Consider the following 24,712-nt stretch of genomic DNA (forward strand, 5'->3'; position numbering starts at 1 on the left):
TATAAGGCAGTAGTACGATGAGCCCATTATTATCACCTGAATCTCCTGAGCTAGATGACGCCCATTTCGCCCTATTGGCGAGTTATGCTAAACATTTAGGCCGCGCACCAAAAGCCATTCGTTTTGCGACCAACGCTGGAGAGCGCCGTTCACGTCAAAAAGGCCATGGCATGGAAATGCTCGAACTTCGGGCTTATCAGGCCAGTGACGATTTGCGCCACATCGATTGGCGAGTAACGGCACGAACAGGCCAAGCTCATACTCGACTTTATGCGCAAGAAAATGACCATCAACGCCTCTTGTTGCTGGATCTGTCTAGCAGCGCTTACTTTGGAACTCGTCATACCTTTATTGCTACGCGCTTTCTTCAACTCGCGGGGATTATTGCATGGCGCTCCAAACAACAAGGCGACACCTTGTCTTATCGAGTCACTTACGGCAACCAAGACCACGCCAGCAACAAAACGAACACATTGCCGGCGCTACTAAACTATTTAAAAGACGCGTCTAAGATCGAAAATCGAGCCAATGGCCATAAAACCACCAGCATTTGGTCAAATACTTTACTCACCAATAAATCCCACAATAAAGACGTGATCATCCTGACAGACAAACAAAGCTGGAATGATGACGAAGAAAGCGCGCTGATGAAGCTGGCCGAGCACAACTCTGTCCATTGGATACAGATCATCGATAGCAATACTTTTAACTTGCCTGCTGGCCATTATCAAATAGTCGACAGTCAGATGGCCGACAATAACGGTATTAAGCCCATAACCATTGGCAAAAACAGCATGCAACAAGCGAAAGACGATTTTTTCACCCAGAACACACTAATGCGCAAAAAACTGGCTTCCTTTGGTATTCGCCATCAAATCTTTGATATCACTGAATCGCCTGAAAAAATCGCTCGCTACTTACTTTCTCAAGGAGCATTACACTGATGCCTGCTGCTCAAGCTCCTCTACAAGCACAAGCTTCACAACAAGCGATAGACTTACCCCACAAAGCTTACATGCTGCCGCAATCTGTTCCTATGTGGCCGCCAGTATGGTGGACTTGGCTTATTGTTGCAGCTGTTGTTCTATTCATAATAGCTTTGCTTATCTTATGGTATCGACGCTATAAAAAGCGTACTTATCGCCGAGAAGCTTTATCAAACATCACCAATTCATCGAAGGATCTGGCCGATAAAGACTGCATTTTACTTTGCCACGAGATGGTCCGTCGCTGCCTGATTAGTGAGGGAAAAACAGAAACTGCCGCTTTACCTAGCAAAACCTTGTTTGAAACCTTAGACAATCAAATGCCTGTAAAACGACAATTCACCTCTCTTGGCAACGAATTTATTGATGGCCCTTACCGAAACCAGATTGAACTCACTTCAGAACAACGCAGTGCGATGATAAAAAATACCAGTTACTGGATAAGGAAACACCATGCTTGAATTGTCTTGGCCTTGGTTCCTTCTGCTTTTACCTGTGCCCTTTATTATGTATTTTCTGCCAAAAGCCAAACCCAAGGGCGATGGTATTTGGTGGGGTAATACTGAACAACTGATTGGTCACCAAGACAGTAAGGCGATACCTAAACGTCCGACATTGCGTTACGCCTTTCTTTTGACTTCATGGATTTTGCTGATCTTCGCCATGACTCAACCTGTTTGGTTAGGCGAGCCGACTAAAGTCACACCGTCAGGCCGAGATTTGCTGATTGCCTTGGACTTATCTGGCAGCATGCAAGTCAGCGATATGGCACTTAATGACCAGCCTGCAAATCGACTAGAAGCCGCAAAATCTGTTTTGTCTGACTTTATTCAAGAGCGCCGCGGTGACCGCATTGGCATTATCGTTTTTGGTTCAAAAGCCTACTTGCAAGCACCGTTAAGCTTTGACACCAAGACCATTAATCAGTTGGTGCAAGAAACTCAAATTGGTTTTGCTGGCGAACAAACCGCTATTGGCGACGCCATAGGGCTGGGAATAAAAAGACTCGAAGACAAACCTTCCGATAAAAAAGTGCTCATTTTAATGACGGATGGTGCAAACACTGCAGGCCGAGTTCAACCTCAGCAGGCCGCAGCGTTTGCTGCCTCACAAAATGTAAAAGTCCACACTATAGGGATTGGCGCTGACAGCATGATTGTACAAAGTTTCTTTGGCCCTAAAGCGATCAATCCCTCTAGCGATCTAGATGAAACACTTTTAAAAAATATTGCTGCACAAACCGGTGGCGAATACTTCCGTGCCAAAAGTACAGAAGATCTACAAGCCATTTATCAAACGCTTGATGCGTTAGAACCGACGCCTGCTGAAGACATTTGGCAGCGACCATTAACCAGCTTATTCCACTGGTTAGGTCTCGGCTCAGTTATTTTTCTAGGCTTGGCACTGCTCGCCAGCAAGCAATTGACTTTGAACAAACGCTTTCTGCCCAACAGATCCTCACGCAAAGGAGGTCAAGTATGATGCTTTTTGACTTGATTCACTTTGAACGTCCTTACTGGCTTATTTTGCTACCTGTTACCTTGCTGCTGGCTTTTTTGATTACTGCCAAAAGCTCAAACAAAAGCACGCTCAACAAGGTGGTCGATCAGCGCTTGATACAACACTTGGTCTATCAGAATACATCAAGCAATGTTAATAAATGGCTCGGTTTAACCGTGATATCACTGTGCTGGATAGGATTAGCAGGAATCAGTTGGACGAAAGCACCAACCACCATGTTTGAAAACACCCAAAAAACCGTCTTGGTTGTCGATCAATCATTGTCTATGTACGCCACAGACATTAAACCCAATCGCCAAACCCAATTAAAACAAACTATTCGCGATATATTGACGCACAGTAAAGAAGGCGATATTGCCTTAGTCGCTTTTGCGGGCGAAGGTTTTATCATCAGCCCCTTTAGCCAAGACCGAGAAACCATCACCCATTTTCTACTCGCATTAGATCCTATCATCATGCCGGTGTATGGCAGTAATTTGGCCAGTGGCATTGAAACCGCCCTATCTCTAAATAAAGATGACTCCTCACCCGTTCACCTTATCGTGTTAACCGATGACCTTAGCGAACAAGATAAAACCGCCATTCCAGCGTTATTAAAAGGCAAAAACATTCAGCTGGATTTAGTGGCTGTTGGTACAACCAATGCTTCATTGATTAAACTTCCAGACGGTCAAATCCTGAGAAAAAATGGCAAAAATGTCACACCAACAACACCGATTAAAGAATTAAAAGCACTCACTTCGTCCCTTGGCGGCACGTTTCACCAAGGGCGTTTAAGCGCTCAAGAACTTGCGACAATTACCAATACGGCCCTAGACGATAAGCAAACTAAAAAAGCACAAAACAAAAGCATACATTGGATAGAGCAAGGCCATTGGTTGGCTTTACCTTTCCTACTTTGGCTGGCATTTCAGTTTCGTAAAGGTATGCTTTTTATGCTGCTTATTAGCGTATTTTATTTTCCCTCAGAAAAGCTCCAGGCCTCACCGTTGGATTGGTTTATGACGCCAGATCAGAAAGGTCAGCAACTGGTAAATAAGGGCAATTGGCAAGCGGCTGATCAACACTTTAAACAACCTGAATGGAAAGCCGCTTCGTCCTACGCGTTAGAAAATTATTCAGAAACGATTCAGCAACTAGAAAACCTCAACAGAAATTCGGCTGAAAATTATAATTTGGGCAATGCGCTAGCATTATCTGGCGACACGGAAAAAGCCATGCAAGCTTATGAAAAAGCCCTAGAACAGGACCCATCGTTAAAAGCAGCAAAAGACAACCTCGATTACTTAAAAAAGCAGCAACAGGAACAGCAAAAGAAAGACCAGCAGAAAAAACAACAGGATAAGTCCAAGCAGCAAGACCAAGAGCAGAACAAAGACAAACAGCCCAATCAATCGGATTCCGATGATAAAAACGATTCAAAAGATCCCTCTGACTCAAAAAAAGACAATAAAAAGAACGAAAAACAAGACAAAAACAAAACACCTGAGGATAATAAGCAGAATGAAAACTCAGACAAACAAGAACAGAAGCAACCTGAAAAAGAACAGCTAGATAAAGAAAAAACACAAGCGTTAAACCAGTGGCTAAGACAGATCCAAGATGATCCTGGGTTATTGCTGCAACGTAAGCTCTGGTATTTACATCAAGAAAAACGCAATGAAAATCGATTTTCGCAAGAGGATGGGCAAAACCCATGGTAATAAAGCACTACTTCCTTTCATTAATATCGCAAAACAAGCCCAGTCGCTTGTTTTTCTCTCTAATGACGACTCTGCTTTTTATTACATTATCAAGCTCTCTTCATGCAGCCAGCGTCACCGCCTCTCTTAATAAAAATGTCGCTACTGAAAACGAAGTCGTCCAGCTCACTTTACGAGCCGACTTTTCAGACACGGGAAATGGGCCTGACCTATCCCCTTTAGAACGCGACTTCGATATCTTGGGAAAAAGCCAAAATAGCCAATTCAGTTTCAACTTAGGCACCAGTACAGCGTTAAATTTTTGGGTTGTCACCTTAATGCCAAAATCCGTCGGAACCGTTGAAATTCCACCGATAAAGATAGGCGATCACGAATCACAGCCAATTAGACTGACGATCAAAAGCTCTCCGCAACTCTTGGACAGCAATGGCAACCCGCCTGTTATGCTGAAAACAGAAGTGTCTGAAATAGAGCCTTACCTTCAACAAGAAGTCATACTGAGTGTTAAACTTTACACGTCAGTTGCTCTGCAGAATGCTAATCGATCCGTCCCTTCACACCCAGATCTTGTGATTGAAAGACTGGTTGATGACCAAATGAATTATCAGACGGTTAATGGCACTCAGTATCAAGTTATTACCCGAGAATATTTGGCGTTCCCACAACGTAGTGGTCAACTGACTATTCCACCACAAACTATTCAGGCCATGATCAATACGTCGACAGGCCGAAGAATGATCAAGGTACAAAGTGAACCGCTTAACCTGCAAGTAACGCCAATTCCAGCCAGTTACACAGGGGATGCTTGGCTACCAAGTAAAAAAGTCACGGTTTCCACTACTCTGAGTCAAACAAACGACGCACCAAGAGTCGGTGACACACTTATTTGGACGATTGATATCAAAGCCGAAGGCGCATTGCCTGAGCAAATACCAACGCTGGACTTTAACAGTACGCGTGATTATAAACTTTATCCGAAGCCTCCTAAGTTCGATAATCAAAAAACCGCCAACGGAGTAATCGGCAGCCAAAGCATCTCCGTTGAAGTCGTCCCAACAGAGCAAGGCACTCTCACCTTACCCGATATCACCATCACTTATTGGGATACAGAGAATCGAACGATAAGTACAGCCAGCGCCTCGACCAAAAGCATTGAAATTGCCCCACTACCAAATACATCAGGCAAGACAAACGCTTCTGCGAACAAACCTACAATCAGTGATCCTCTGCCAGCACAAACTCGCTCCGTAGCGCCTATCTCCTTGGCTAAAAAGCCAGCCGAAAAAGCAACGCCACCGACTCAGACAGGCTCACAAGAAAATGGGGTAAATCTAGAAGTACAACAAACAGAAAGTGGTTTCTCTCTTCGCCACTACCTTATTGCTGGTCTGCTGTTATTAGCTGTTGCCATGCTAAGTATCTGGACAGTCATTTGGTTCAAGCGTAGAAAAGCGCAGCCAGACAGCAGCTATCAAGTACCAACGCTGCAGGAGTTTGCCCCGCTTAGCACTTCTGACGAGCAAAGCGCCTTTAAAGCTTTAATTGAATGTTGCCAGCAAAATGATCTCCAATCCTTAAGACCAAACCTATTGGAATGGGCAAGACATCGCTGGGGCGATAATGAAATTCGCAGTGTCGACGACATAAAGCGCTTAACGTCTGTTCAGGTTACTCAACTATTAATGGAAGCAGAAATCATGCTGTATTCAAATAATCCAGCACACGAGTGGCAAGGACAACCTTTGGCAGACTCACTGGAAGAATACACTAGCGGACAAGCCAAACCATCTCAGGCCAGTCAGCTAAAAACACTGTATCCCAATTTTTAATGAATGCTATTTCTAAAAGGACCTCCATGATGACACCCTATCAATCCGGCATTGTTGCTGAAGCTTCAAGTGATGCTCTTTTTATTACACTAGATGTAAATAGATCCGAAATTAACAACCTCAAAAGCGCCCTAGCAGCCGCTCCTGCGCTTATTGAAGAATTGCAATCCCAATTCCCGGCAGCCGAATTACACGCGAGCATTGGTCTTAGCAGCCTTATATGGGATGAGCTAGACAGCAACCGCCCGTCGTTGCTTGCCACCTTCCCTCACATAGCGGGTAAAGATATTGAGTTCACCCCAACAGATGTGGATCTTGTTCTTCATATTCGCTCTTCTCGTCATGATGTCACCTACCAATTAGCTAGTGTTCTTTTTAACGCCTTTGGAAACAGCGTTACATTAGCAGAGGAAGTCAGCTGCTTTAAATATCTTGATAATCGGGACTTAACTGGGTTTGTAGATGGCACCGAAAACCCAGCGGGAGAACAGCGTAAAGCCGTCGCCCTCGTTGGCGATGAAGATCCAAGTTTTGAACATGGCTCTTACTTCAACTTAATCCGTTTCGTCCACGACCTGGACAAATGGGAACAAGAAGACCTAAAAACCCAAGAAGATGTGTATGGGCGAACCAAGCATACCAACCAAGAATACCCTTCCGCAGAAAAGTCTGTTCACGCTCACACTAAGCGCACGTCACTGAAAGACGAGAATGGCGATTCCTTAGAGATTTTGCGCCATAGCATGCCATTTGCCTCTTTAACTGAAAAAGGCCTAATGTTTGCCAGCTACAGCAAAACGCCAGTGATTTTTAATCTTATGTTAGAAAGTATGGTGAAAGGTGACGAGCACGGCAATACCGACCACCTGATGAAGTATACTCGCGCAACAACAGGACAAGCCTTCTTTGTTCCATCAAATAAATGGCTAGCGTCTTTATCTTAAAAAAAGCATTAGGCAATAAAAAAGCCACTCAATGAGTGGCTTTTTTGTGGGCAAAATAGACGCTTATCTTTCTATTTGTGCTTTGTTTTTCAAGTAATCTTGTTGACCTTGAGTACTAAGAGTCGCTTGAGTTTGATTCAAGTAACGCTCATAAGCCAATTTTTGATCATCAGGAACCGTTGAATCGCCAACGTCAACCTTGTCTAAGCGGATCAAAGCCAAGTCACCGTTAGACAGGCCTTTAACCTCTATAACAGGCTTACCATCAGGGTGAGGCAAAGAGAAAGCCAATGATGTCATTTCATCTTGACCGCGCTTAGCATCTTTTACAGAGGTCCACTTAGTGTTATTCGCAGTTTTCGCTTTTTCAGCTTTAGCACGAAGTGACTCTAAGGCTTTATTCTGTACTACGATAGAAGCGACTTGCTCTTTCGTTTCTTCATATGTCTGGAAAGCTTCTGGCTTGTGTTCATTTAAATGCAGCACAACCACTTGGTCATCATTCAACTCAATCAAATTACTGTTCTGGCCGTCTTCTAATACAGTTGGACCAAACGCAGCAGCAATAACCGCTGGATTACTCGTCACTTCATCAGAACCACCATCACGACCAAAATACGAACTTTGAAGTACATCAACGCCGTACTCTTTTGAGATGCCGTCTAACTTATCACTCGCGTAAGCCAAATCAGTAATATCTTCATGGGCCGTCAACAACGCATCTCTTGCTTTATCTTCGCGCAGTTGTTTCTCTAACTCTTCTTTCTTAGATGCAAAGCTAGGTACATCGGGCTTAGAAATATCATCCAACTGGATTAAATGATATCCATACTGGCCTTTAACCGATTTAACTTCGCCTTTTTTCATAGAGAAAAGCGTATCGTCAAAAGCAGATCCCATAACGCCTTTTTCAACATAACCTAGTTTACCGCCGTCTTTATTCGAACCAATGTCATCCGAATATTCCGCCGCTAAATCAGCAAATTTTGAACCAGACTTAAGCTTAGCTTCTACTTCTGCAAGACGCTCTTTCGCTTCGTCATCACTACGATCCGATGTCTCAATCAAAATATGTGAAGCCGATCTTTCTTCTTGAGATAGAGCTGAAATAGAGGCCTGATAAGCGTCTTGTAATTCCGCGTCGGTGATTTTAACTTTGCTGTTAAAGTCAGAGCTAGAAATTACAACGTAATTCACTTTAACCTGCTCTGGCGTTTTGAAGTTTTCTTTATTTGCTTCGTAATACGCTTTCAGCTCAGCGTCTGAAACACTGGTGTTTTCTGACTCATCAGCCAACGAAAAAGATACGTAATCGTATGTTCTTTCTTGGGACTGAAGTTTCGCAACACTGTCTACTTGATAAGGCAGTACAAACTCAGAGCCTGCAATGGCGTTACGAGGCTGCTGAATCAAAACATCTTGTTTAATACGCTCTTTAAAGGCTAATGGTGTAAAGCCTAGAGAACGAATAAAGTTAAGATATTTATTTTGATCAAACTGCCCATTTGTTTGGAACTGTTCAGCCTGAAGCAAATAAGCGTTTACTTGGGCATCAGAAACACCCAACCCTAAACCTTTTGCCTGATTGGCTAACACAACACGTTGAACCAACTCATCCAAAGCACGACGCTGCAATAAGTTATCTTCCAATAATGCTGGATTCACTTGTCCGCCCATCATTGAAATTAATTGACGGCGTTGCGTTTCAGCACCTTGCAACATTTGCGTCCGGGTAATATCTACACCATCCACTTCAGCCACAGTATCTGACGAATTAAAGCTAGTAACCAAGGCGTCTACGCCAAATAGAGCAAAAGTCACAACGATAAAACCAACTATGATCTTTACCACAATGCCTTGTGACTTATCTCTTATATCCTGGAGCATTACTGCCTCCGAATGAGTTAATTAAATGACAAATAAAAAAGGTGCATTCCGCTTGGAATACACCTTTTGTGTCTAATGGCGGAACAGACGGGACTCGAACCCGCGACCCCCTGCGTGACAGGCAGGTATTCTAACCAACTGAACTACTGCTCCAAAAACATTAGTTTACAGCGTCTTTAAGACCTTTACCGGCTTTAAAGCCAGGAACCTTCGCTGCTTTAATTTGGATTTCCTCACCAGTTTGAGGATTACGGCCTGTACGTGCCGCACGTTCTTTAACTGCAAAAGTACCAAAACCAACTAGTGTAACCTGGTCACCTTTTGCCAAAGCAGCTTCAATTGCTTTCAAAGTAGCATCAAGTGCATTGCTAGCAGAAGCTTTAGATAAATCAGCAGACGCTGCAATAGCATCAATCAATTCAGATTTGTTCACGTTGTACCCCTTCAGTATTTTCTTGGTTCCTTAGTGTTTTTCGGCGCAGTATAAATGACTACCGATAAGGCCGAGCCAGCAGTTATACAAGCCCAGCCTATCCCCTGTCAACACAGGTTATGCCTTTAATGATGACTTACAGTTTCTTGTTCATCAACAGTTTTTTCACTTGAAGGTAATGTTTCTACCTTTTTTGGTGAAGGAATGTACTCCAAAGCAATATCAAGCACTTCATCTATCCATTTGACAGGGACGACTTCAATGTCTGCTTTGATATTATCAGGAATTTCCTTTAAATCACGAGCATTTTCTTGAGGAATAATCACAGTTTTTATTCCTCCTCTGTGAGCCGCCAGAAGCTTCTCTTTAAGCCCACCAATAGGTAACACCTCCCCACGCAGCGTAATCTCGCCAGTCATCGCCACAGAGGCTTTAACAGGGATCTTAGTTAGCACGGATACGATGGCTGTACACATGGCAACACCAGCACTCGGACCATCTTTAGGTGTAGCACCTTCAGGAACATGTAAATGAAGGTCTGTTTTTTCATGAAAATCTTCATCAATTCCAAGGCCAATTGCTCGACTTCTAACCACCGTAAGAGCAGCTTGAATAGATTCTTGCATGACATCGCCAAGGGAACCTGTCTTAACATGACGACCTTTACCAGGCACACCCGCCGCTTCAATGGTCAATAATTCACCACCAACAGACGTCCAAGCTAAACCAGTCACCTGACCAATTTGGTTTTTTTCTTCCGCTTTTCCGTAACTAAACTTATGTACACCGGAAAAATCTTCCAAATTAGCACTGGTTACTTCAACCGCTTTTGACTCTTTATCTTTGCTTAACGCTTGTTTTTTAACTACACGACGACAAACTTTACTAAGCTCGCGCTCTAGACCACGAACACCCGCTTCTTTCGTGTAATAACGAATCACGTCCATTAATGCGTCATCGGTTACCTTAATTTCGCTTTCTTTCAGACCTGACAGCTTAATTTGTTTAGGCAACAAATAACGTTTTGCGATATTCAGTTTCTCATCCTCGGTGTAACCCGGAATGCGAATAACTTCCATACGATCCAAAAGAGGACCAGGGATATTCATACTATTCGATGTACAAATAAACATGACATCAGAAAGGTCGAAGTCCACTTCAAGATAATGATCATTGAAAGTGTGGTTTTGCTCTGGATCAAGCACTTCTAGCAGCGCAGAGGCAGGGTCACCTCGCTGATCCATACCCATTTTGTCAATTTCATCCAACAAAAACAGTGGGTTCTTAACTTTCACTTTCGCCAATTTTTGCAGTAGCTTACCTGGCATAGAACCAATATAGGTACGGCGATGACCACGTATTTCAGCTTCATCACGAACACCACCAAGCGCCATACGTACATACTGGCGATTGACCGCTTTAGCAATAGATTGACCCAATGATGTTTTACCAACACCTGGAGGCCCAACCAAACAAAGCACAGGACCTTTCACTTTTTTCACTCGCTGCTGCACAGCAAGAAACTCTAGGATGCGCTCTTTAACATCTTGAAGACCATAATGATCTTGGTTCAATACTTTTTCTGCGTAAGCTAGATCATTACGAACTTTGCTGCGCTTTTTCCAAGGCAATGAGGTTAACCAATCAATATAGCCTCGAACCACCGCAGCCTCTGCAGACATAGGCGACATCATGCGAAGCTTTTTCAGTTCGCCTTCCGCTTTTTCTTTTGCTTCATCGGACATACCAACTTCAGCAATTTTTTCTTGCAGCTGATCAAGCTCATTGCTGCCGTCTTCCATATCACCAAGTTCTTTCTGAATGGCTTTCATTTGCTCATTCAAATAGTACTCGCGCTGACTTTTTTCCATTTGCTTTTTAACGCGGCTACGAATACTTTTCTCAAGATGAGCGATATCAAGTTCGCCGTCCATCAAGCCAATTAAGTATTCTCCACGGCCAGTTAACGAGTCTATTTCTAATACTTTTTGCTTATCTTCAAGCTTAAGACTCATGTGACCAGTAATATTATCGATCAACTTCGCAAGATCATCGATAGACTTTAGAGACGCCACGACCTCTGCAGGGATACGCTTACTACCTGCAACATACTCATCTAGTTGTTTAAGTAAAGCATTACGAATCACACCATGTTCAGTTTGATCTTCTTCTTGAAGGTCTAGCTCAACAACGCGACCCAAAACAAAACCATCCGCCTCTTCCATCTTTTCAAGACGAGCACGTTTACCACCTTCGACAAGCACTTTAACAGTACCATCAGGTAGACGAAGCAACTGCATGACTTTGGCTGTTGTACCAATAGAATAAAGATCTTCTAAAGTAGGATCATCTTTAGAGGCATCCTGCTGAGCAACAAGAAACACCTGTTTATCATTTTCCATTGCAGACTCTAATGCTGCGATGGATTTAGCGCGACCAACAAATAACGGCAACACCATATGGGGATACACGACCACATCACGAAGTGGCAACATTGGCAGGAGCAAAGAATCTGTCATATTTTTTTCCAATCCGGGCACATAAAGAAAAGTGCACTTTTATATTTCAACATTGATTAGGAAAGAGATAAGGGCGAAGCCCGAAATTACAAGCGCTATCACTATTTGAATTTAGTCTACACGTGTTTTAAAACGAAACATCATAAAAAAGGCCAAATTTAAGCAATAAAACTTAAATTCGGCCTTTTATTTTTTCTAGTTAAAAAAGAATTAAGCGTTTTTCGCTAGCTCTTCTTTTTCAAGTACCATCAACGGAGCAGACTCGCCACGTATTGAATTGCCATCCATAACGACTTTCGCAACGTCATTACGAGTTGGAAGCTCATACATACAATCCAATAAAGCAGACTCTAAAATACTACGTAAGCCACGAGCACCCGTTTTACGCTCTAAGGCTAATTTAGCCGCTTCACGTAAAGACTCAGGGGTAAACTCCAGCTCAACACCCTCTAATTCGAAAAGGTGCTGATACTGTTTAACCAATGCATTTTTAGGCTGACTTAAGATTGTCATCAAGGCTTCTTCATCCAATTCCGAAAGCGTCGCAACAACAGGCAAACGACCAACAAACTCTGGAATCAAACCGAACTTAACCAAATCTTCTGTCTCTACACGGTGAACAGCCTCAGAAAAAGATCGCCCTTCTTCTTTACTTTTCACTGTGGCAGAAAAGCCGATACTACTTTTTTCTGTTCTATCACTGATAACACGCTCTAAACCAGCAAACGCACCACCACAAATAAACAGAATATTTGAGGTATCAACTTGCAGAAATTCCTGTTGAGGGTGCTTACGACCACCTTGCGGTGGAACAGAAGCGACAGTCCCTTCAATCAGTTTCAGCAAAGCTTGCTGAACACCTTCACCTGACACATCACGTGTAATAGACGGGTTATCAGACTTTCTAGAGATTTTGTCTATTTCATCAATATATACAATACCACGCTGCGCTTTTTCTACATCGTAATCACAGTTCTGTAATAGTTTCTGAATGATGTTCTCGACATCTTCACCAACATACCCAGCCTCTGTTAATGTAGTCGCATCAGCAATAGTAAATGGCACATCCAAAACACGAGCAAGCGTCTGTGCCAGCAATGTTTTACCACTACCGGTTGGGCCAATAAGCAAGATATTACTCTTACCTAATTCGATACTCGTATCTGTTTTACCCTGATGACGCAAACGCTTGTAGTGGTTATAAACCGCTACAGCCAAAACTCGTTTCGCTTTATCCTGACCAATAACATAATCATCAAGCGACGCACTCAATTTTGCTGGCGTTGGCAACTCATCCGCAGACTCGCCATCTTCAGTAATTTGAGACAACTCCTGCGTGATAATGTTATTGCACAAGTCCACACACTCATTACAAATATAGACAGAAGGTCCAGCAATTAGCTTTTTTACTTCGTCTTGGCTCTTTCCGCAAAAAGAGCAATACAATAACCGATCGGAGTGGTCGCCACGGCTAAAATTATCATCCGACATTTATTCCACCCTTTTCTTAAACTGTTCGTTTCTGCAAGATATCGTCAATTAAGCCGTAATCTTTTGCTGCTTCCGGATTCATGAAGTTATCACGATCTGTATCAATAGCAACTTGCTCAATTGGCTTACCAGTATGAAAAGAAATAATTTCATTCAATTTATGTTTGATGCTTAAAATTTCACGTGTATGAATCTCAATATCAGAAGCTTGCCCCTGATAACCACCTAACGGCTGGTGAATCATAACGCGTGAATTAGGCAAACAGTAACGCTTGCCAGCAGCACCTGCTGTTAACAACAAAGCCCCCATGCTCGCCGCCTGGCCAATACACATGGTACTAACATCTGGCTTAATAAATTGCATAGTATCATAAATAGACATACCAGCAGTAACAGAGCCACCTGGAGAGTTAATGTACAAATGAATATCTTTGTCTGGGTTTTCTGACTCTAAAAACAGTAGCTGAGCCACAACCAAGTTGGCCATGTGATCTTCAACTTGACCAACCAAAAAGATTACTCGCTCCTTAAGTAAGCGCGAGTAAATATCAAATGACCTCTCTCCACGAGCGGTCTGCTCAATAACCATTGGGACAAGACCATTACTTGTGATTGCAACAGGACCAGTAGTCGGGTTCATCAAATTCATATCGCATTCCTTAAAACAAAAAAGTCGACATAGCAAATGCTATGTCGACCTTATTAAAAAAGATAAGACTCGTCTTATGCTTCTTCCCCAGCCTCTTCAGCTTGGGCATTTGGCTTGATAGCGTCTTCATATCCCAAAGTTACTTCAGTAACTTGAGCAGATTCTAACAGTTTATCAACAACTTGCTCTTCAAGTACAGCAGATTGAACTTGAGCTAATTGTTCTTTGTTCTTTAAGTAAAAATCAACAACTTGCTGAGGCTCTTGGTAAGCCTGAGCCATGTCCTCTAAGAAAGAGCGAACACGATCATCATCAACTTTCAGGTCATCTTTCTTGATTACTTCAGAAATCAACAAACCTAATTTAGCGCGTTTTTTCGCTTCTTCTTCGAACAATTCAGCAGGTAGCTGAGATGCATCGAAACCTTCGCCACCAAACTGCTGAGCAGCTTGCTTACGTAGTGCATCAACTTCTTGTTCAACAAGAGCAGAAGGTACTTCAACTTCATTGATTGAAGACAAACCTTCAAACAATGCATTTTTAAGCTTTGACTTAATTGCTTGATTTAGCTCACGCTCCATATTCTTACGCACTTCAGCACGTAAAGCGGAAATCGTCGCTTCTTCTAGTCCAAATTTCTCAACAAAAGCATCATCTAGCTCAGGAAGAATTTGCTCTGCAACTTCAGAAACAGTGATTTTGAAAGTTGCTTCTTGACCTTTCAAGTTTTCAGCTTGGTAATCTTCTGGGAAAGTCACAGAAATAGTACGCTCTTCACCAGCTTTAGCACCTAGAATACCAGATTCAAAACCTGGAATCATAGTATTGGAACCCAATACCAACTTGTGACCTTCAGCAGCACCGCCTTCGAAAGCTTCATCACCTAGGTAGCCAACAAAGTCGATTGTCACTTGATCGCCGTCAGCAGATTCACGCTCTACAGCAGACCATTCAGAATTTTGTTTACGCAAAGTTTCTAACATTACATCAACGTCTGCATCAGTAACTTCAGACACAACGCGATCTACTTTAATAGTAGAGTTATCAGCCAATGTTACTTCTGGATATACTTCTACTTTTACAACAAACTCAAGATCTGTGCCTTCAGCAAAGTTCTTAGGTTCGATTGAAGGCATACCTGCAGGTTGAATAGACTCTTTTTGAATCGCTTCAACATATGCATCACGCATAATTTGCTCTACAGCATCTAGACGAATACCTTGGCCGTAACGTTTTTTAACAACACTAACAGGCACTTTGCCTTTACGGAAACCATCGATGCGAATTGTTTTCGCTGTCTTGGCCACTTCAGCATTTACTTTTTCGTCAATACGAGCAGCTGGAACACTAATTGTTAGAACGCGCTCAATTGGAGACGTTGTCTCTACAGAAACTTGCATAAAACTTCCTCTCGGGAACCTGCTTTAATTTGTTGGCAATCTCGTCATTAACAAGACATCTATTCAATTACAGCCAACAAAACCTAAATAAAAATTAAATTAAAGTAATGGACTGAAAATGGTGCTCCGTACTGGATTCGAACCAGTGACCTACCGCTTAGAAGGCGGTTGCTCTATCCAACTGAGCTAACGGAACAAAGATCATTACATTTCATGTGGTGGGCTATTATAGGGATGGAATAGCAATCGTCAACCAATAGACATAAAAAAGCCCAGTAAAACTGGGCTAAAAATGACTATTTGCAACCATGGAACCGAGAATAGTTAAAATTCACTATCCCGCAGCACAAATATCACAAAAGGAACGATATAAATAATACAAGCAGCCCTCCCAAAAAACAAGGAACACGCGCCAAAATGAATCACATTGCACTGTGTTTGTGCAATGTGCATCAAAAAGAAGTTTTTTATAAAATATTCATGCCTATGTTATTGTAGGAACCTACTTAAACAGAGCCCAATCACTATGCCAGAACGTCTAATTTACTTTTTCCTTATCTTCAAACGTTATGGATATCTAACTGTAACAAGGTTCAAGCACAGCAACCTTCCACAAAAAGCCGCTCAACTCACCTTATCAAGTTTATTGGCGGCGGTCCCCATCATCACCATCATTGTTGGAATTCTGAGCTTTACACCTGCACTAGAGGCAATGCAATCACAGCTTTTTCAATTAATTGAGCAGCATCTAGCGCCTGGCTCAAGCGATATACTCATACCTTACTTAATTAAATTCTCATCGCAGACCAAAAATCTTTCAGCCGCTGGTCTGGTTGCACTCGTTTTCACCGCACTATTACTGCTCAATAGCTTTGAAAGCAGCGTACAATCTATTTGGCAAATCAAAAAAGCCAGAAAAATTAGAGAAAGACTATTAACTTACTGGGCCATTCTCACCTTGGGCCCCATTATCTTTGCGTCCTCATTAAGCTTATACGGCACGCTTATATCGATGCAAATATATGGCACTCAGACCAACGCATGGATTGATAACCTATTGGAACTTGGCACCATCACTCTGTACTTTTTAATGCTATTAACACTCAACTTTTTAACTCCGAACGCTGAAGTATCCCTAAAGTGGGCTTCCATTTCAGCTTTTGTAGGCAGCATCGGCTTATTTATTTTAAACACCATATTCAGTTCTTTCGCACAATTTTTCAGCAGCTACCAGGTTGTTTATGGTGCATTCGCTGCCATTCCAATATTTTTAATATGGTTACAAAGCTCTTGGCTTATTGTTCTCGCATCCATTTGCCTTTGTGCCACACTACACAACATAAAAACCACATCCCAGCAGAAAAACTTAGCATCTGGTCAGGATTAATGTAAAATCCCGCAATTTTCCACAACAGGGCTTACCATGACGAATACAATCAACGATCTAAACAACATTTTAGAAGAGGCGGATTGCTTAGTTGACGAAGCAAAACTTAACGAAGCCCTTGATAAAATGGCGACACAAATTACAGCGGACCTTTCAGATAAGCTACCTCTTGTCCTTTGCGTTATGAATGGCGGATTAATCCCAACAGCCGCTCTAATAGAACGTTTAAACTTTCCATTAGAACTCGACTACATTCATGCAACTCGTTACGGAATGGAAACGGAAGGCGCATCACTTAATTGGCTGAGCTATCCACAAACCAGCCTTAAAGACAGACACATTCTCGTTGTTGATGATATTTTCGACCAAGGACACACCCTGCAAGCCATAACTCAATGGCTAGAAAACCAGGAAACAAGCAGCGTATACACAGCGACCGTCATCAATAAATTGCACGACCGTAAAACAGACATGACTCCCGACTATATCGGAACAGATGTGGCAGATAGATTTTTATTCGGTTACGGCATGGACTACAAAGGCTTCTTCAGAAACCTTAAAGGCATCTACGCTATCAAAGGCAGCTAATTTGTTATTTGATGACAGTCTTATTATGACCAAATAAAAGACAAAAAAATGCCCACTTTTAAGTGGGCATTTTTATGACAGATAGAAACTTAAAACACTCGGTTAAAACCGTTTAACGCCGCAACTCGATAGGCTTCCGCCATCGTTGGGTAGTTAAAAGTCGTATTTAAAAAGTATTTTAATGTATTTTGCTCGCCTGGCTGCTTCATAATCGCTTGTCCGATGTGAACAATCTCTGACGCTTGGTCACCAAAGCAATGAATACCCAACAACTCTAACGACTCCCGGTGAAACAGAATTTTTAACATCCCAACCGCTTCACCTGTAATTTGAGCGCGAGCGGTGTTTTTAAAGAAAGCACGACCCACTTCGTAAGGCACTTTTTCTGCCGTTAATTCAGCTTCTGTTTTACCCACTGAACTGATTTCAGGGATGGTGTAGATACCTGTCGGCACTTCACTAATGAATTCACCGCCAGGCGAACCAAACATATTCGCTGCGGCTGCTCGCCCCTGATCATACGCTGCGCTGGCTAGACTTGGCCAACCAATTACATCACCGGCCGCATAGACATTCTCGACCTGCGTCTGATAGGTATCATTCACTGCCAACTGACCACGACTATTAACATCCAAGTTAATTGACTCTAGGCCCAAATTATCAGTATTACCAGAACGTCCATTACAGAATAACAGAGCGTCTGCACGTAATTTTTTACCCGATGCCATATGCATCACAACACCACGCTCTGTGGTTTCAACCGAATCATATGTTTCGTTGTGACGAATTAGAACACCACCATCACGCAAGTGATAACTCAATGCATCGGTAATTTCATCATCAAGAAAGCTTAATAATTTTTTGGCTGGATTAATTAGCTCAACGCGCACACCCAGACCACAAAAAATTGACGCATACTCACAACCAATGACACCCGCACCATAGATAATCAATGAACGTGGAGTGTGACTCAAGCTTAGAATGGTATCAGAGCAGTAAATACGAGGATGAGAAAAATCGATATTGGCTGGACGATATGGACGCGAACCTGTTGCAATAACAACTTTCTTCGCAACCAGCAGCTCAGGACCCTTTTCATAAGTATTTACTTCTATTGTATTGGCATCCTTGAATTTACCTTTACCAAAGTAAATATCAATTCGGTTACGCGCGTAATACTCTGTACGACCCATAACTTGCTGATCAATAACTCTATTTGCGCGATCCAACACTTTTGGAAACGAAAACCAACGAGGCTCACCAATATCACGAAACATTGGATTAGTATTGAATGCAATAATTTCCTTAACAGCGTGACGCAACGCTTTTGATGGAATGGTTCCTAAATGCGTACAACTTCCGCCAACTTGCGAACTCGCTTCAATCACAGCCACTCTTTTGCCAGCCTTCGCCGCACTCATCGCAGCACCTTCTCCGGCAGGACCTGTGCCTAAAACCACCACATCATAATGTCTCGTTGTCATAATACCCTCTTCACTGTTCAATTATTTAGATGCGTCATAAAACGTGTCATCAGAAACCGTTGCCGCCATACCTTTTTTCGTTTCTTTCTCGCACTTACCTTTATCACCACCACAAATATCGCAGGCAACTTCCATACCCAAAGCACTCATGCCACCACAAGAGCCTGAAATAGGCTTTCTACCCATTAATACACCAACCGCCATAGCAGCCACCAACATGAGCATAAGGACAAATGCCAATACAATCGTTAACATATGATCTCTCCTAAAAAGTTTTCAAAATCTATTTTAAATAGGCCTTAAAAGCATCAGATGGATGCTCTTCAAAGCCAAAATCTGTTTTCACCAACAAATAAGCAGCAATGCCATTTTTTTGTGCAAACTCAAAGCCTTTATCAGGACCAAGCACCGTAATTGCAGTAGCAAGACCATCTGCCATTGTGGTTGTTTTATCTACTACAGTAACAGAAACCAACCTGTGCGTAATTGGCCTACCTGTAATAGGGTTAATGGTATGGGAATAACGCACACCATTTTTTTCAAAATAATTTCGATAATCTCCAGATGTAGCAACCGCTATATCTGTCACAGAAATAATACGCTCGGCCATGTCATGCCCGCCAGCAGGGCTTTCGATCGCTATTCTCCACGGAGTTCCGTCAGGCTTTAGACCTTGGGATATAATCTCTCCACCAACCTCAATCAGATAACTCTCTATCCCTCTATCTTGAAGAACTCGTGCCACGACATCAACGCCGTAGCCTTTCGCAATAGAAGACAAATCCACATAAATATCTTTTTCTTTGGTCAATTGACGGCCATCAAGATTTAAATAGTGATAACCCACTCGCGACTTTGCGTCATCAATTGACTCTTGGCTAGGCACTTTATCTTCTCGTTTCCCTGGACCAAACCCCCATAAATTAACCAGAGGACCAACAGTAACATCGTACTCCCCACCACTCATTTCACTAATAAGCAGAGCTTTATCAATCACGTAAGCCATATCTTTACTGACTACAGCAGATTCACCAGCGGACAACTTATTAAACAGCGAAAGCTCTGAGTTAGCGTCATAGGTCGACATTAGCCTGTTAACTCGAACCAGCGCAGCATCAACGTCATCCTTCAAATCTGAAGAAGCCCCTACGTCTTTAGTAGTAAAAAATTTCACCGTATAAGTTGTGCCCATTGTAGGGCCAGAGAAGCTGGCTAATTCAGGGGTAAAAACAGAAAGGCGGTATACAACCGCAATAGCGATAAGCAGGAAAACGGGTAGTAGTATTTTTTTACGCATATAAAGTCTTTTTAGTCGCCAATAAAAATAAAGACCCACCTATAGGTGGGTCTTTATTTAGGTGCTAGCCACCGAAATCATCAAGGAGGATGTTTTCTTTTTCTACACCTAGATCTTCTAGCATCTTGATAACAGATGCGTTCATCATTGGAGGTCCACACATGTAGAACTCACAGTCTTCTGGAGCCGGATGGTCTTTTAGATAACTTTCATAAAGAACGTTATGAATAAAGCCAGTTTTACCTTCCCAGTTATCTTCAGGCTGAGGATCAGAAAGCGCCAAATGCCATTCGAAGTTTTCATTCTCTTCCTGAAGCTTATCGTACTCTTCAGAATAGAAGGCCTCGCGTACACTACGAGCACCGTACCAGAATGAAATCTTACGCTTCGAATTCAAACGTTTAAGCTGATCGAAGATATGTGAGCGCATTGGCGCCATACCTGCACCACCACCAACAAACACCATTTCAGCATCCGAATCTTTAGCAAAAAACTCACCAAACGGACCGTATACTTTTATCTTATCGCCAGGTTTAAGACTGAACACATAAGAAGACATCTGACCCGGAGGCAAATCATCTTTACCGGGAGGCGGAGAAGCAATACGAATATTAAACTTCACGATACCTTTTTCTTCAGGGTAGTTCGCCATTGAATATGCACGGATTACGGTTTCATCAACCTTAGAAACAAATTTCCAAAGGTTAAATTTATCCCAGTCACCTCGATATTCTTCTTCAATATCAAAATCTTTGTAATGCACAGTATGAGCAGGCGCTTCAAGCTGAACATAACCACCAGCACGAAAATCAACGTTTTCGCCTTCAGGCAATTTCAATGTAAGCTCTTTGATGAAGGTCGCTAAGTTAGGATTAGACTCAACAGTACATTCCCAAGCCTTAACACCAAACACTTCTTCAGGTACCTCTACATCCATATCCTGTTTCACAGAAACCTGACATGACAAACGATAACCTTCTTTTTCATCACGGCGAGTAAAATGGGACTGCTCAGTAGAAAGCATAGAACCACCACCACTAGTCACCTTACATTTACACTGGGCACAAGTACCACCACCGCCACAAGCAGATGATAGAAAAATGCCGCTGTTCGCCAAAGTTTGAAGCAACTTACCACCAGCCGGTGCTGTTACTTCCTTTTCACCATTGATGCGAATTGTGACGTCCCCAGAGCTTACCAAGCGTGCACGAGCAGCAAGGATAATTGCCACTAACGCAAGCACGATAGCTGTGAACATCACCACACCTAGAATAATCTCTAAGTTGACCATGTTAGTTAAACCCTATTCTTGGTTGTCTAAACGGGCAGCTAATTAAAGCTGCACACCAGAAAATGACATAAAACCTAAGCTCATTAGACCAACAGTAATAAACGTGATACCTAGACCACGAAGACCTGCAGGAACATCTGAATACTTAAGCTTCTCCCGAATACCAGCTAGCGCAGCAATCGCCAACGCCCAACCAACACCAGCACCCACACCGTAAACGACACTCTCACCAAAGTTGTAGTCACGCTCAACCATGAACAAAGAAGCGCCCATGATGGCACAGTTCACTGTGATAAGTGGCAAAAACACACCAAGCGCGTTATATAACGCAGGCATGTATTTATCCAAAGTCATTTCCAATATCTGAACCACAGCAGCGATAACACCAATGTAGCTCAAGAGACCCAAAAAGCTAAGATCAACGCCAGGCAAACCCGCCCACTCAAGCGCACCATCTACTAATAGGTTCTGGTACAACAAGTTATTAAGAGGAACCGTAATCGCCAAAACAACAACAACCGCTATCCCCAAACCTATCGCTGTTTCTACTTTTTTGGACAGAGCCAAAAAGGTACACATACCAAGGAAGAAAGCTAACGCCATGTTTTCAACAAAAACAGCTTTAACAAACAGACTTATTAAATGTTCCATTTATAGCGCCTCCTGAGAACGAGAATTCGCTGCAATCTTGAATTCAGGCTCTTCAACTTGCTCTTTCTTATAAGAACGCAAAGCCCAAATAACCAAGCCGATAACAAAGAATGCACTAGGTGGAAGCAACATCAAACCATTAGGCTGATACCAACCGCCATTCTGAACAGTTGCAAAGATCTCGACACCAAATAACTTACCAGCACCAAGTAATTCACGGAAAAAGGCAACAACAATTAACATTGCGCTGTAACCCAAACCGTTACCAATACCATCCACAAAGCTCATTATTGGGCCATTTTTCATAGCGAACGCTTCTGCGCGGCCCATTACGATACAGTTCGTAATGATAAGACCAACGAATACAGAAAGCTGCTTACTGATTTCGTAAGCAAAGGCCTTCAAAACCTGATCTACCACAATTACCAAAGAGGCAATAATGATCATCTGCACAATGATACGAATACTGTTTGGAATATGGCTACGAATAATCGCAATAAAAAAGCTTGAGAAAGCCGTTACCAAGGTCAAGGCGATAGCCATAACCAAACTGACTTTCATACTACTTGTTACAGCCAACGCTGAACAAATACCCAAGATCTGCAAGGCAATCGGGTTATTTGCAAGAATTGGCCCAAAGAGGACTTTTTTCACATCAGACATTATTGAACTCCTTCGCTACGTAGTTGCGATAAGAATGGTCCAAACCCTTCCTGACCCAACCAGTATTGAACAAGATGAGTAACACCACGACTTGTTAGTGTAGCACCAGATAAACCATCTACTTTGTGCTCAGCATCAGGATCAGAACTATCCACTCCACCTTTTACAAGATGAATTACAGCTTCGCCTTGTCCATTGTAGATTTCTTTACCTTTCCACAATGCTTTCCAGTTAGGATTATCAACCTCACCACCCAATCCAGGTGTTTCAGCTTGGTCATAAAAACCAAAACCGATCACTGTATTGAAGTCATTTTTCAAAGCCATAAAGCCGTACATAGTTGACCATAAGCCATAGCCATGCACTGGCAGAATGATGCGATCGATATTGTCGCCAGACTTCACAAGGTAAACCGCAGAGAAGTTTGAACGGCGTTTGATACCAGCCGGATCGTTACCCTTAAGTGAAATAGACAAACTAGGGTCTTTCGACGCCGCCTTTTGATCAAAAGTAGACGCTTTAATTCCTGCATTATCTAGTTCAGTTTGAGTAGCAAATTTGCCAGTTTGCAAATTCACAATACGAGTTTCAACAGACTCAAAAATTTCATCAACTGATTTGCCAGATTCAAGCATACCAGCGGCAGACAAAATATTGCGCTTACGGTCTAAGTCTTTATTGGTGTTCTGAATAGGCTTAAGACCTACTGCTGCAGCTGCAACAAAAATAGAACAAACCAAACACAAAGATAAAGCAACTATAATGGTCTTTTTAATACTATCGTTATTACTAGCCATTGCGTGCAATCCTCCGTTTAATGTTCGCCTGAACAACAAAGTGGTCAATAAATGGCGCAAACAGATTCGCAAACAAAATTGCCAACATCATACCTTCTGGGTAAGCAGGGTTAACAACACGAATCAACACAACCATCAAGCCAATCAGAGCGCCGTAAAACCATTTACCGCGATTCGTCATTGACGCAGACACTGGATCCGTCGCCATGTACATCATACCAAAAGCAAAGCCACCTAAAACAAGATGCCAATACCAAGGCGTAGAGAACATAGGGTTAGTGTCTGAACCAATAACGTTAAACAACGCAGAAGTCAGCACCATACCTAGCATAACGCCAGCAACTATTCGCCAAGCTGCGATGCGCATAATTAACAATGCACCACCACCAATCAGAATAGCCAAAGTAGAGGTTTCACCCATGGAACCTTGAATAAAGCCAAAGAAGGCATCAGACCAAGCAACGGTTAAGCCAGCAACGCCATCAGCAGCAAGCTGACTCAACGCAGTCGCACCAGAGAAGCCATCTACCGCAGTCCAAACAGCATCACCAGACATGGACGCTGGGTAAGCGAAAAACAAGAACGCACGGCCAGCCAAAGCAGGGTTAAGGAAGTTTTTACCTGTACCACCAAACACCTCTTTCGCCAAGACAACACCAAAGGTGATACCCAGAGCCACTTGCCATAAAGGCACAGTTGCAGGCAGAGAAAGAGAGAAAAGGATAGAGGTAACAAAGAAGCCTTCGTTAACTTCATGCTTACGCACAGAAGCAAACAACACTTCCCAGAAACCACCAACAACAAAGGTAACAAGATAAACAGGCAAAAAGTACATTGCACCGTAAATCATATTGTCCCAAATGCTTGAAGCATTATAGCTCGTTAGACCGCCAATAATGGCATGACGCCAAGAGTCAGCAGGCGCAACACCCATTGCTTCCATTGCTGTATTGGCTTGTAGACCAATATTGTACATACCAAAGAACATCGCTGGGAATGTACACATCCACACCAATATCATGATGCGCTTCATATCCACAGCATCACGAACATGTGAGCCATTCTTAGTCACAGAACTTGGGCGGTAAAAAATAGTATCTACCGCTTCGAAAAGCGCATACCATTTTTCGTATTTTCCACCTGAGTGAAACTCAGGTTCCATTTTATCGAGTACTTTTCTAAGCCCCATGAA

Annotated in this window: 22 protein-coding genes and 2 tRNA genes; 8 read left to right on the top strand and 16 right to left on the bottom strand. The window is 42.6% G+C overall.

The features are described 5' to 3' along the window. Nucleotides 1-17: 17 nt before the first annotated feature. From AC2A4J_RS15895 to AC2A4J_RS15920, 6 genes are read left to right on the top strand one after another with little or no spacing between them, the layout of a single operon-like run. The gene (locus AC2A4J_RS15895; protein WP_484176730.1) at nucleotides 18-944 is read left to right on the top strand and encodes a DUF58 domain-containing protein; all 927 of its coding nucleotides are present in this window, start codon (nucleotides 18-20) and stop codon (nucleotides 942-944) included. Then, nucleotides 944-1,447, top strand: coding sequence for a DUF4381 domain-containing protein (locus tag AC2A4J_RS15900; RefSeq protein WP_484176731.1), 504 nt, complete (start codon nucleotides 944-946; stop codon nucleotides 1,445-1,447). Before AC2A4J_RS15895 ends, AC2A4J_RS15900 begins: the two co-directional genes overlap by 1 nt. Then, a complete protein-coding gene (locus AC2A4J_RS15905; RefSeq protein WP_484176732.1) occupies nucleotides 1,440-2,468 on the top strand; it encodes a VWA domain-containing protein in 1,029 nt (342 codons plus the stop codon). Before AC2A4J_RS15900 ends, AC2A4J_RS15905 begins: the two co-directional genes overlap by 8 nt. Next, the gene (locus AC2A4J_RS15910) at nucleotides 2,465-4,210 is read left to right on the top strand and encodes a VWA domain-containing protein (protein WP_484176733.1); all 1,746 of its coding nucleotides are present in this window, start codon (nucleotides 2,465-2,467) and stop codon (nucleotides 4,208-4,210) included. The genes AC2A4J_RS15905 and AC2A4J_RS15910 overlap by 4 nt, the downstream gene beginning before the upstream one ends. Beyond that, complete coding sequence (locus AC2A4J_RS15915; RefSeq protein WP_484176734.1) at nucleotides 4,204-6,039, top strand: BatD family protein; 1,836 nt, start codon at nucleotides 4,204-4,206, stop codon at nucleotides 6,037-6,039. Before AC2A4J_RS15910 ends, AC2A4J_RS15915 begins: the two co-directional genes overlap by 7 nt. Nucleotides 6,040-6,065: 26 nt before the next feature. Then, nucleotides 6,066-6,983 (top strand): Dyp-type peroxidase, encoded by a 918-nt coding sequence (locus AC2A4J_RS15920; RefSeq protein ID WP_255825221.1) that lies wholly within the window; start codon nucleotides 6,066-6,068, stop codon nucleotides 6,981-6,983. A 63-nt stretch (nucleotides 6,984-7,046) separates the two neighbouring features. Here AC2A4J_RS15920 and AC2A4J_RS15925 read toward each other — a convergent pair whose 3' ends face one another. The 8 genes from AC2A4J_RS15925 to AC2A4J_RS15960 all read right to left on the bottom strand — a co-directional run bounded on the left by AC2A4J_RS15925 (nucleotide 7,047) and on the right by AC2A4J_RS15960 (nucleotide 15,558). Next, nucleotides 7,047-8,870: a SurA N-terminal domain-containing protein gene (locus tag AC2A4J_RS15925; protein WP_484176735.1), complete on the bottom strand. Its 1,824-nt coding sequence runs from the start codon at nucleotides 8,868-8,870 to the stop codon at nucleotides 7,047-7,049. A gap of 76 nt (nucleotides 8,871-8,946) precedes the next feature. Then, nucleotides 8,947-9,023: transfer RNA gene (locus AC2A4J_RS15930), tRNA-Asp, on the bottom strand. 7 nt (nucleotides 9,024-9,030) lie between these two features. Next, nucleotides 9,031-9,303: an HU family DNA-binding protein gene (locus tag AC2A4J_RS15935; protein WP_012069435.1), complete on the bottom strand. Its 273-nt coding sequence runs from the start codon at nucleotides 9,301-9,303 to the stop codon at nucleotides 9,031-9,033. Nucleotides 9,304-9,428: 125 nt separating this feature from the next. Then, on the bottom strand, nucleotides 9,429-11,822 hold the full coding sequence (gene lon / locus AC2A4J_RS15940) for an endopeptidase La (RefSeq protein ID WP_255825236.1): 2,394 nt from the start codon (nucleotides 11,820-11,822) through the stop codon (nucleotides 9,429-9,431). A gap of 210 nt (nucleotides 11,823-12,032) precedes the next feature. Continuing rightward, nucleotides 12,033-13,313 (bottom strand): ATP-dependent protease ATP-binding subunit ClpX, encoded by a 1,281-nt coding sequence (gene clpX, locus AC2A4J_RS15945; RefSeq protein WP_255825238.1) that lies wholly within the window; start codon nucleotides 13,311-13,313, stop codon nucleotides 12,033-12,035. A 16-nt stretch (nucleotides 13,314-13,329) separates the two neighbouring features. Continuing rightward, on the bottom strand, nucleotides 13,330-13,962 hold the full coding sequence (gene clpP, locus AC2A4J_RS15950; protein ID WP_255825240.1) for an ATP-dependent Clp endopeptidase proteolytic subunit ClpP: 633 nt from the start codon (nucleotides 13,960-13,962) through the stop codon (nucleotides 13,330-13,332). 74 nt (nucleotides 13,963-14,036) lie between these two features. Then, nucleotides 14,037-15,362 (bottom strand): trigger factor, encoded by a 1,326-nt coding sequence (tig, locus tag AC2A4J_RS15955; RefSeq protein ID WP_255825242.1) that lies wholly within the window; start codon nucleotides 15,360-15,362, stop codon nucleotides 14,037-14,039. Nucleotides 15,363-15,481: 119 nt separating this feature from the next. Beyond that, nucleotides 15,482-15,558, bottom strand: a tRNA-Arg gene (locus AC2A4J_RS15960). Between the two features lie 330 nt (nucleotides 15,559-15,888). On the opposite strand from AC2A4J_RS15960, the gene AC2A4J_RS15965 reads away from it, so the two are divergent. Then, on the top strand, nucleotides 15,889-16,749 hold the full coding sequence (locus AC2A4J_RS15965; protein WP_255825244.1) for a YihY family inner membrane protein: 861 nt from the start codon (nucleotides 15,889-15,891) through the stop codon (nucleotides 16,747-16,749). 36 nt (nucleotides 16,750-16,785) lie between these two features. Then, a complete protein-coding gene (locus AC2A4J_RS15970) occupies nucleotides 16,786-17,337 on the top strand; it encodes a hypoxanthine-guanine phosphoribosyltransferase (RefSeq protein WP_255825246.1) in 552 nt (183 codons plus the stop codon). Between the two features lie 89 nt (nucleotides 17,338-17,426). Here AC2A4J_RS15970 and sthA read toward each other — a convergent pair whose 3' ends face one another. From sthA to AC2A4J_RS16010, 8 genes are all read right to left on the bottom strand, one after another. After that, nucleotides 17,427-18,821, bottom strand: a complete 1,395-nt coding sequence (gene sthA, locus AC2A4J_RS15975) for a Si-specific NAD(P)(+) transhydrogenase (protein WP_255825247.1) — start codon at nucleotides 18,819-18,821, stop codon at nucleotides 17,427-17,429. Nucleotides 18,822-18,842: 21 nt separating this feature from the next. Then, complete coding sequence (gene nqrM, locus AC2A4J_RS15980) at nucleotides 18,843-19,076, bottom strand: (Na+)-NQR maturation NqrM (RefSeq protein ID WP_012069427.1); 234 nt, start codon at nucleotides 19,074-19,076, stop codon at nucleotides 18,843-18,845. Nucleotides 19,077-19,104: 28 nt separating this feature from the next. Next, nucleotides 19,105-20,118 carry an FAD:protein FMN transferase gene (locus tag AC2A4J_RS15985; protein WP_255825248.1) on the bottom strand — a complete coding sequence of 338 codons (1,014 nt, stop codon included), beginning with the start codon at nucleotides 20,116-20,118 and terminating at the stop codon, nucleotides 19,105-19,107. 64 nt (nucleotides 20,119-20,182) lie between these two features. After that, nucleotides 20,183-21,409 (bottom strand): NADH:ubiquinone reductase (Na(+)-transporting) subunit F, encoded by a 1,227-nt coding sequence (gene nqrF / locus AC2A4J_RS15990; RefSeq protein WP_255825249.1) that lies wholly within the window; start codon nucleotides 21,407-21,409, stop codon nucleotides 20,183-20,185. A 42-nt stretch (nucleotides 21,410-21,451) separates the two neighbouring features. Further along, a complete protein-coding gene (nqrE, locus tag AC2A4J_RS15995; protein ID WP_255825250.1) occupies nucleotides 21,452-22,060 on the bottom strand; it encodes an NADH:ubiquinone reductase (Na(+)-transporting) subunit E in 609 nt (202 codons plus the stop codon). Continuing rightward, entirely contained in the window at nucleotides 22,061-22,723 is a 663-nt protein-coding gene (locus tag AC2A4J_RS16000) for an NADH:ubiquinone reductase (Na(+)-transporting) subunit D (RefSeq protein WP_255825251.1), read from the bottom strand. Further along, nucleotides 22,723-23,520, bottom strand: coding sequence for a Na(+)-translocating NADH-quinone reductase subunit C (locus tag AC2A4J_RS16005; protein WP_484176736.1), 798 nt, complete (start codon nucleotides 23,518-23,520; stop codon nucleotides 22,723-22,725). Before AC2A4J_RS16005 ends, AC2A4J_RS16000 begins: the two co-directional genes overlap by 1 nt. After that, nucleotides 23,513-24,709, bottom strand: a complete 1,197-nt coding sequence (locus tag AC2A4J_RS16010; protein ID WP_255825253.1) for an NADH:ubiquinone reductase (Na(+)-transporting) subunit B — start codon at nucleotides 24,707-24,709, stop codon at nucleotides 23,513-23,515. Before AC2A4J_RS16010 ends, AC2A4J_RS16005 begins: the two co-directional genes overlap by 8 nt. Nucleotides 24,710-24,712: the final 3 nt, after the last annotated feature.

Source organism: Marinomonas sp. ATLA20, from assembly GCF_057180105.1.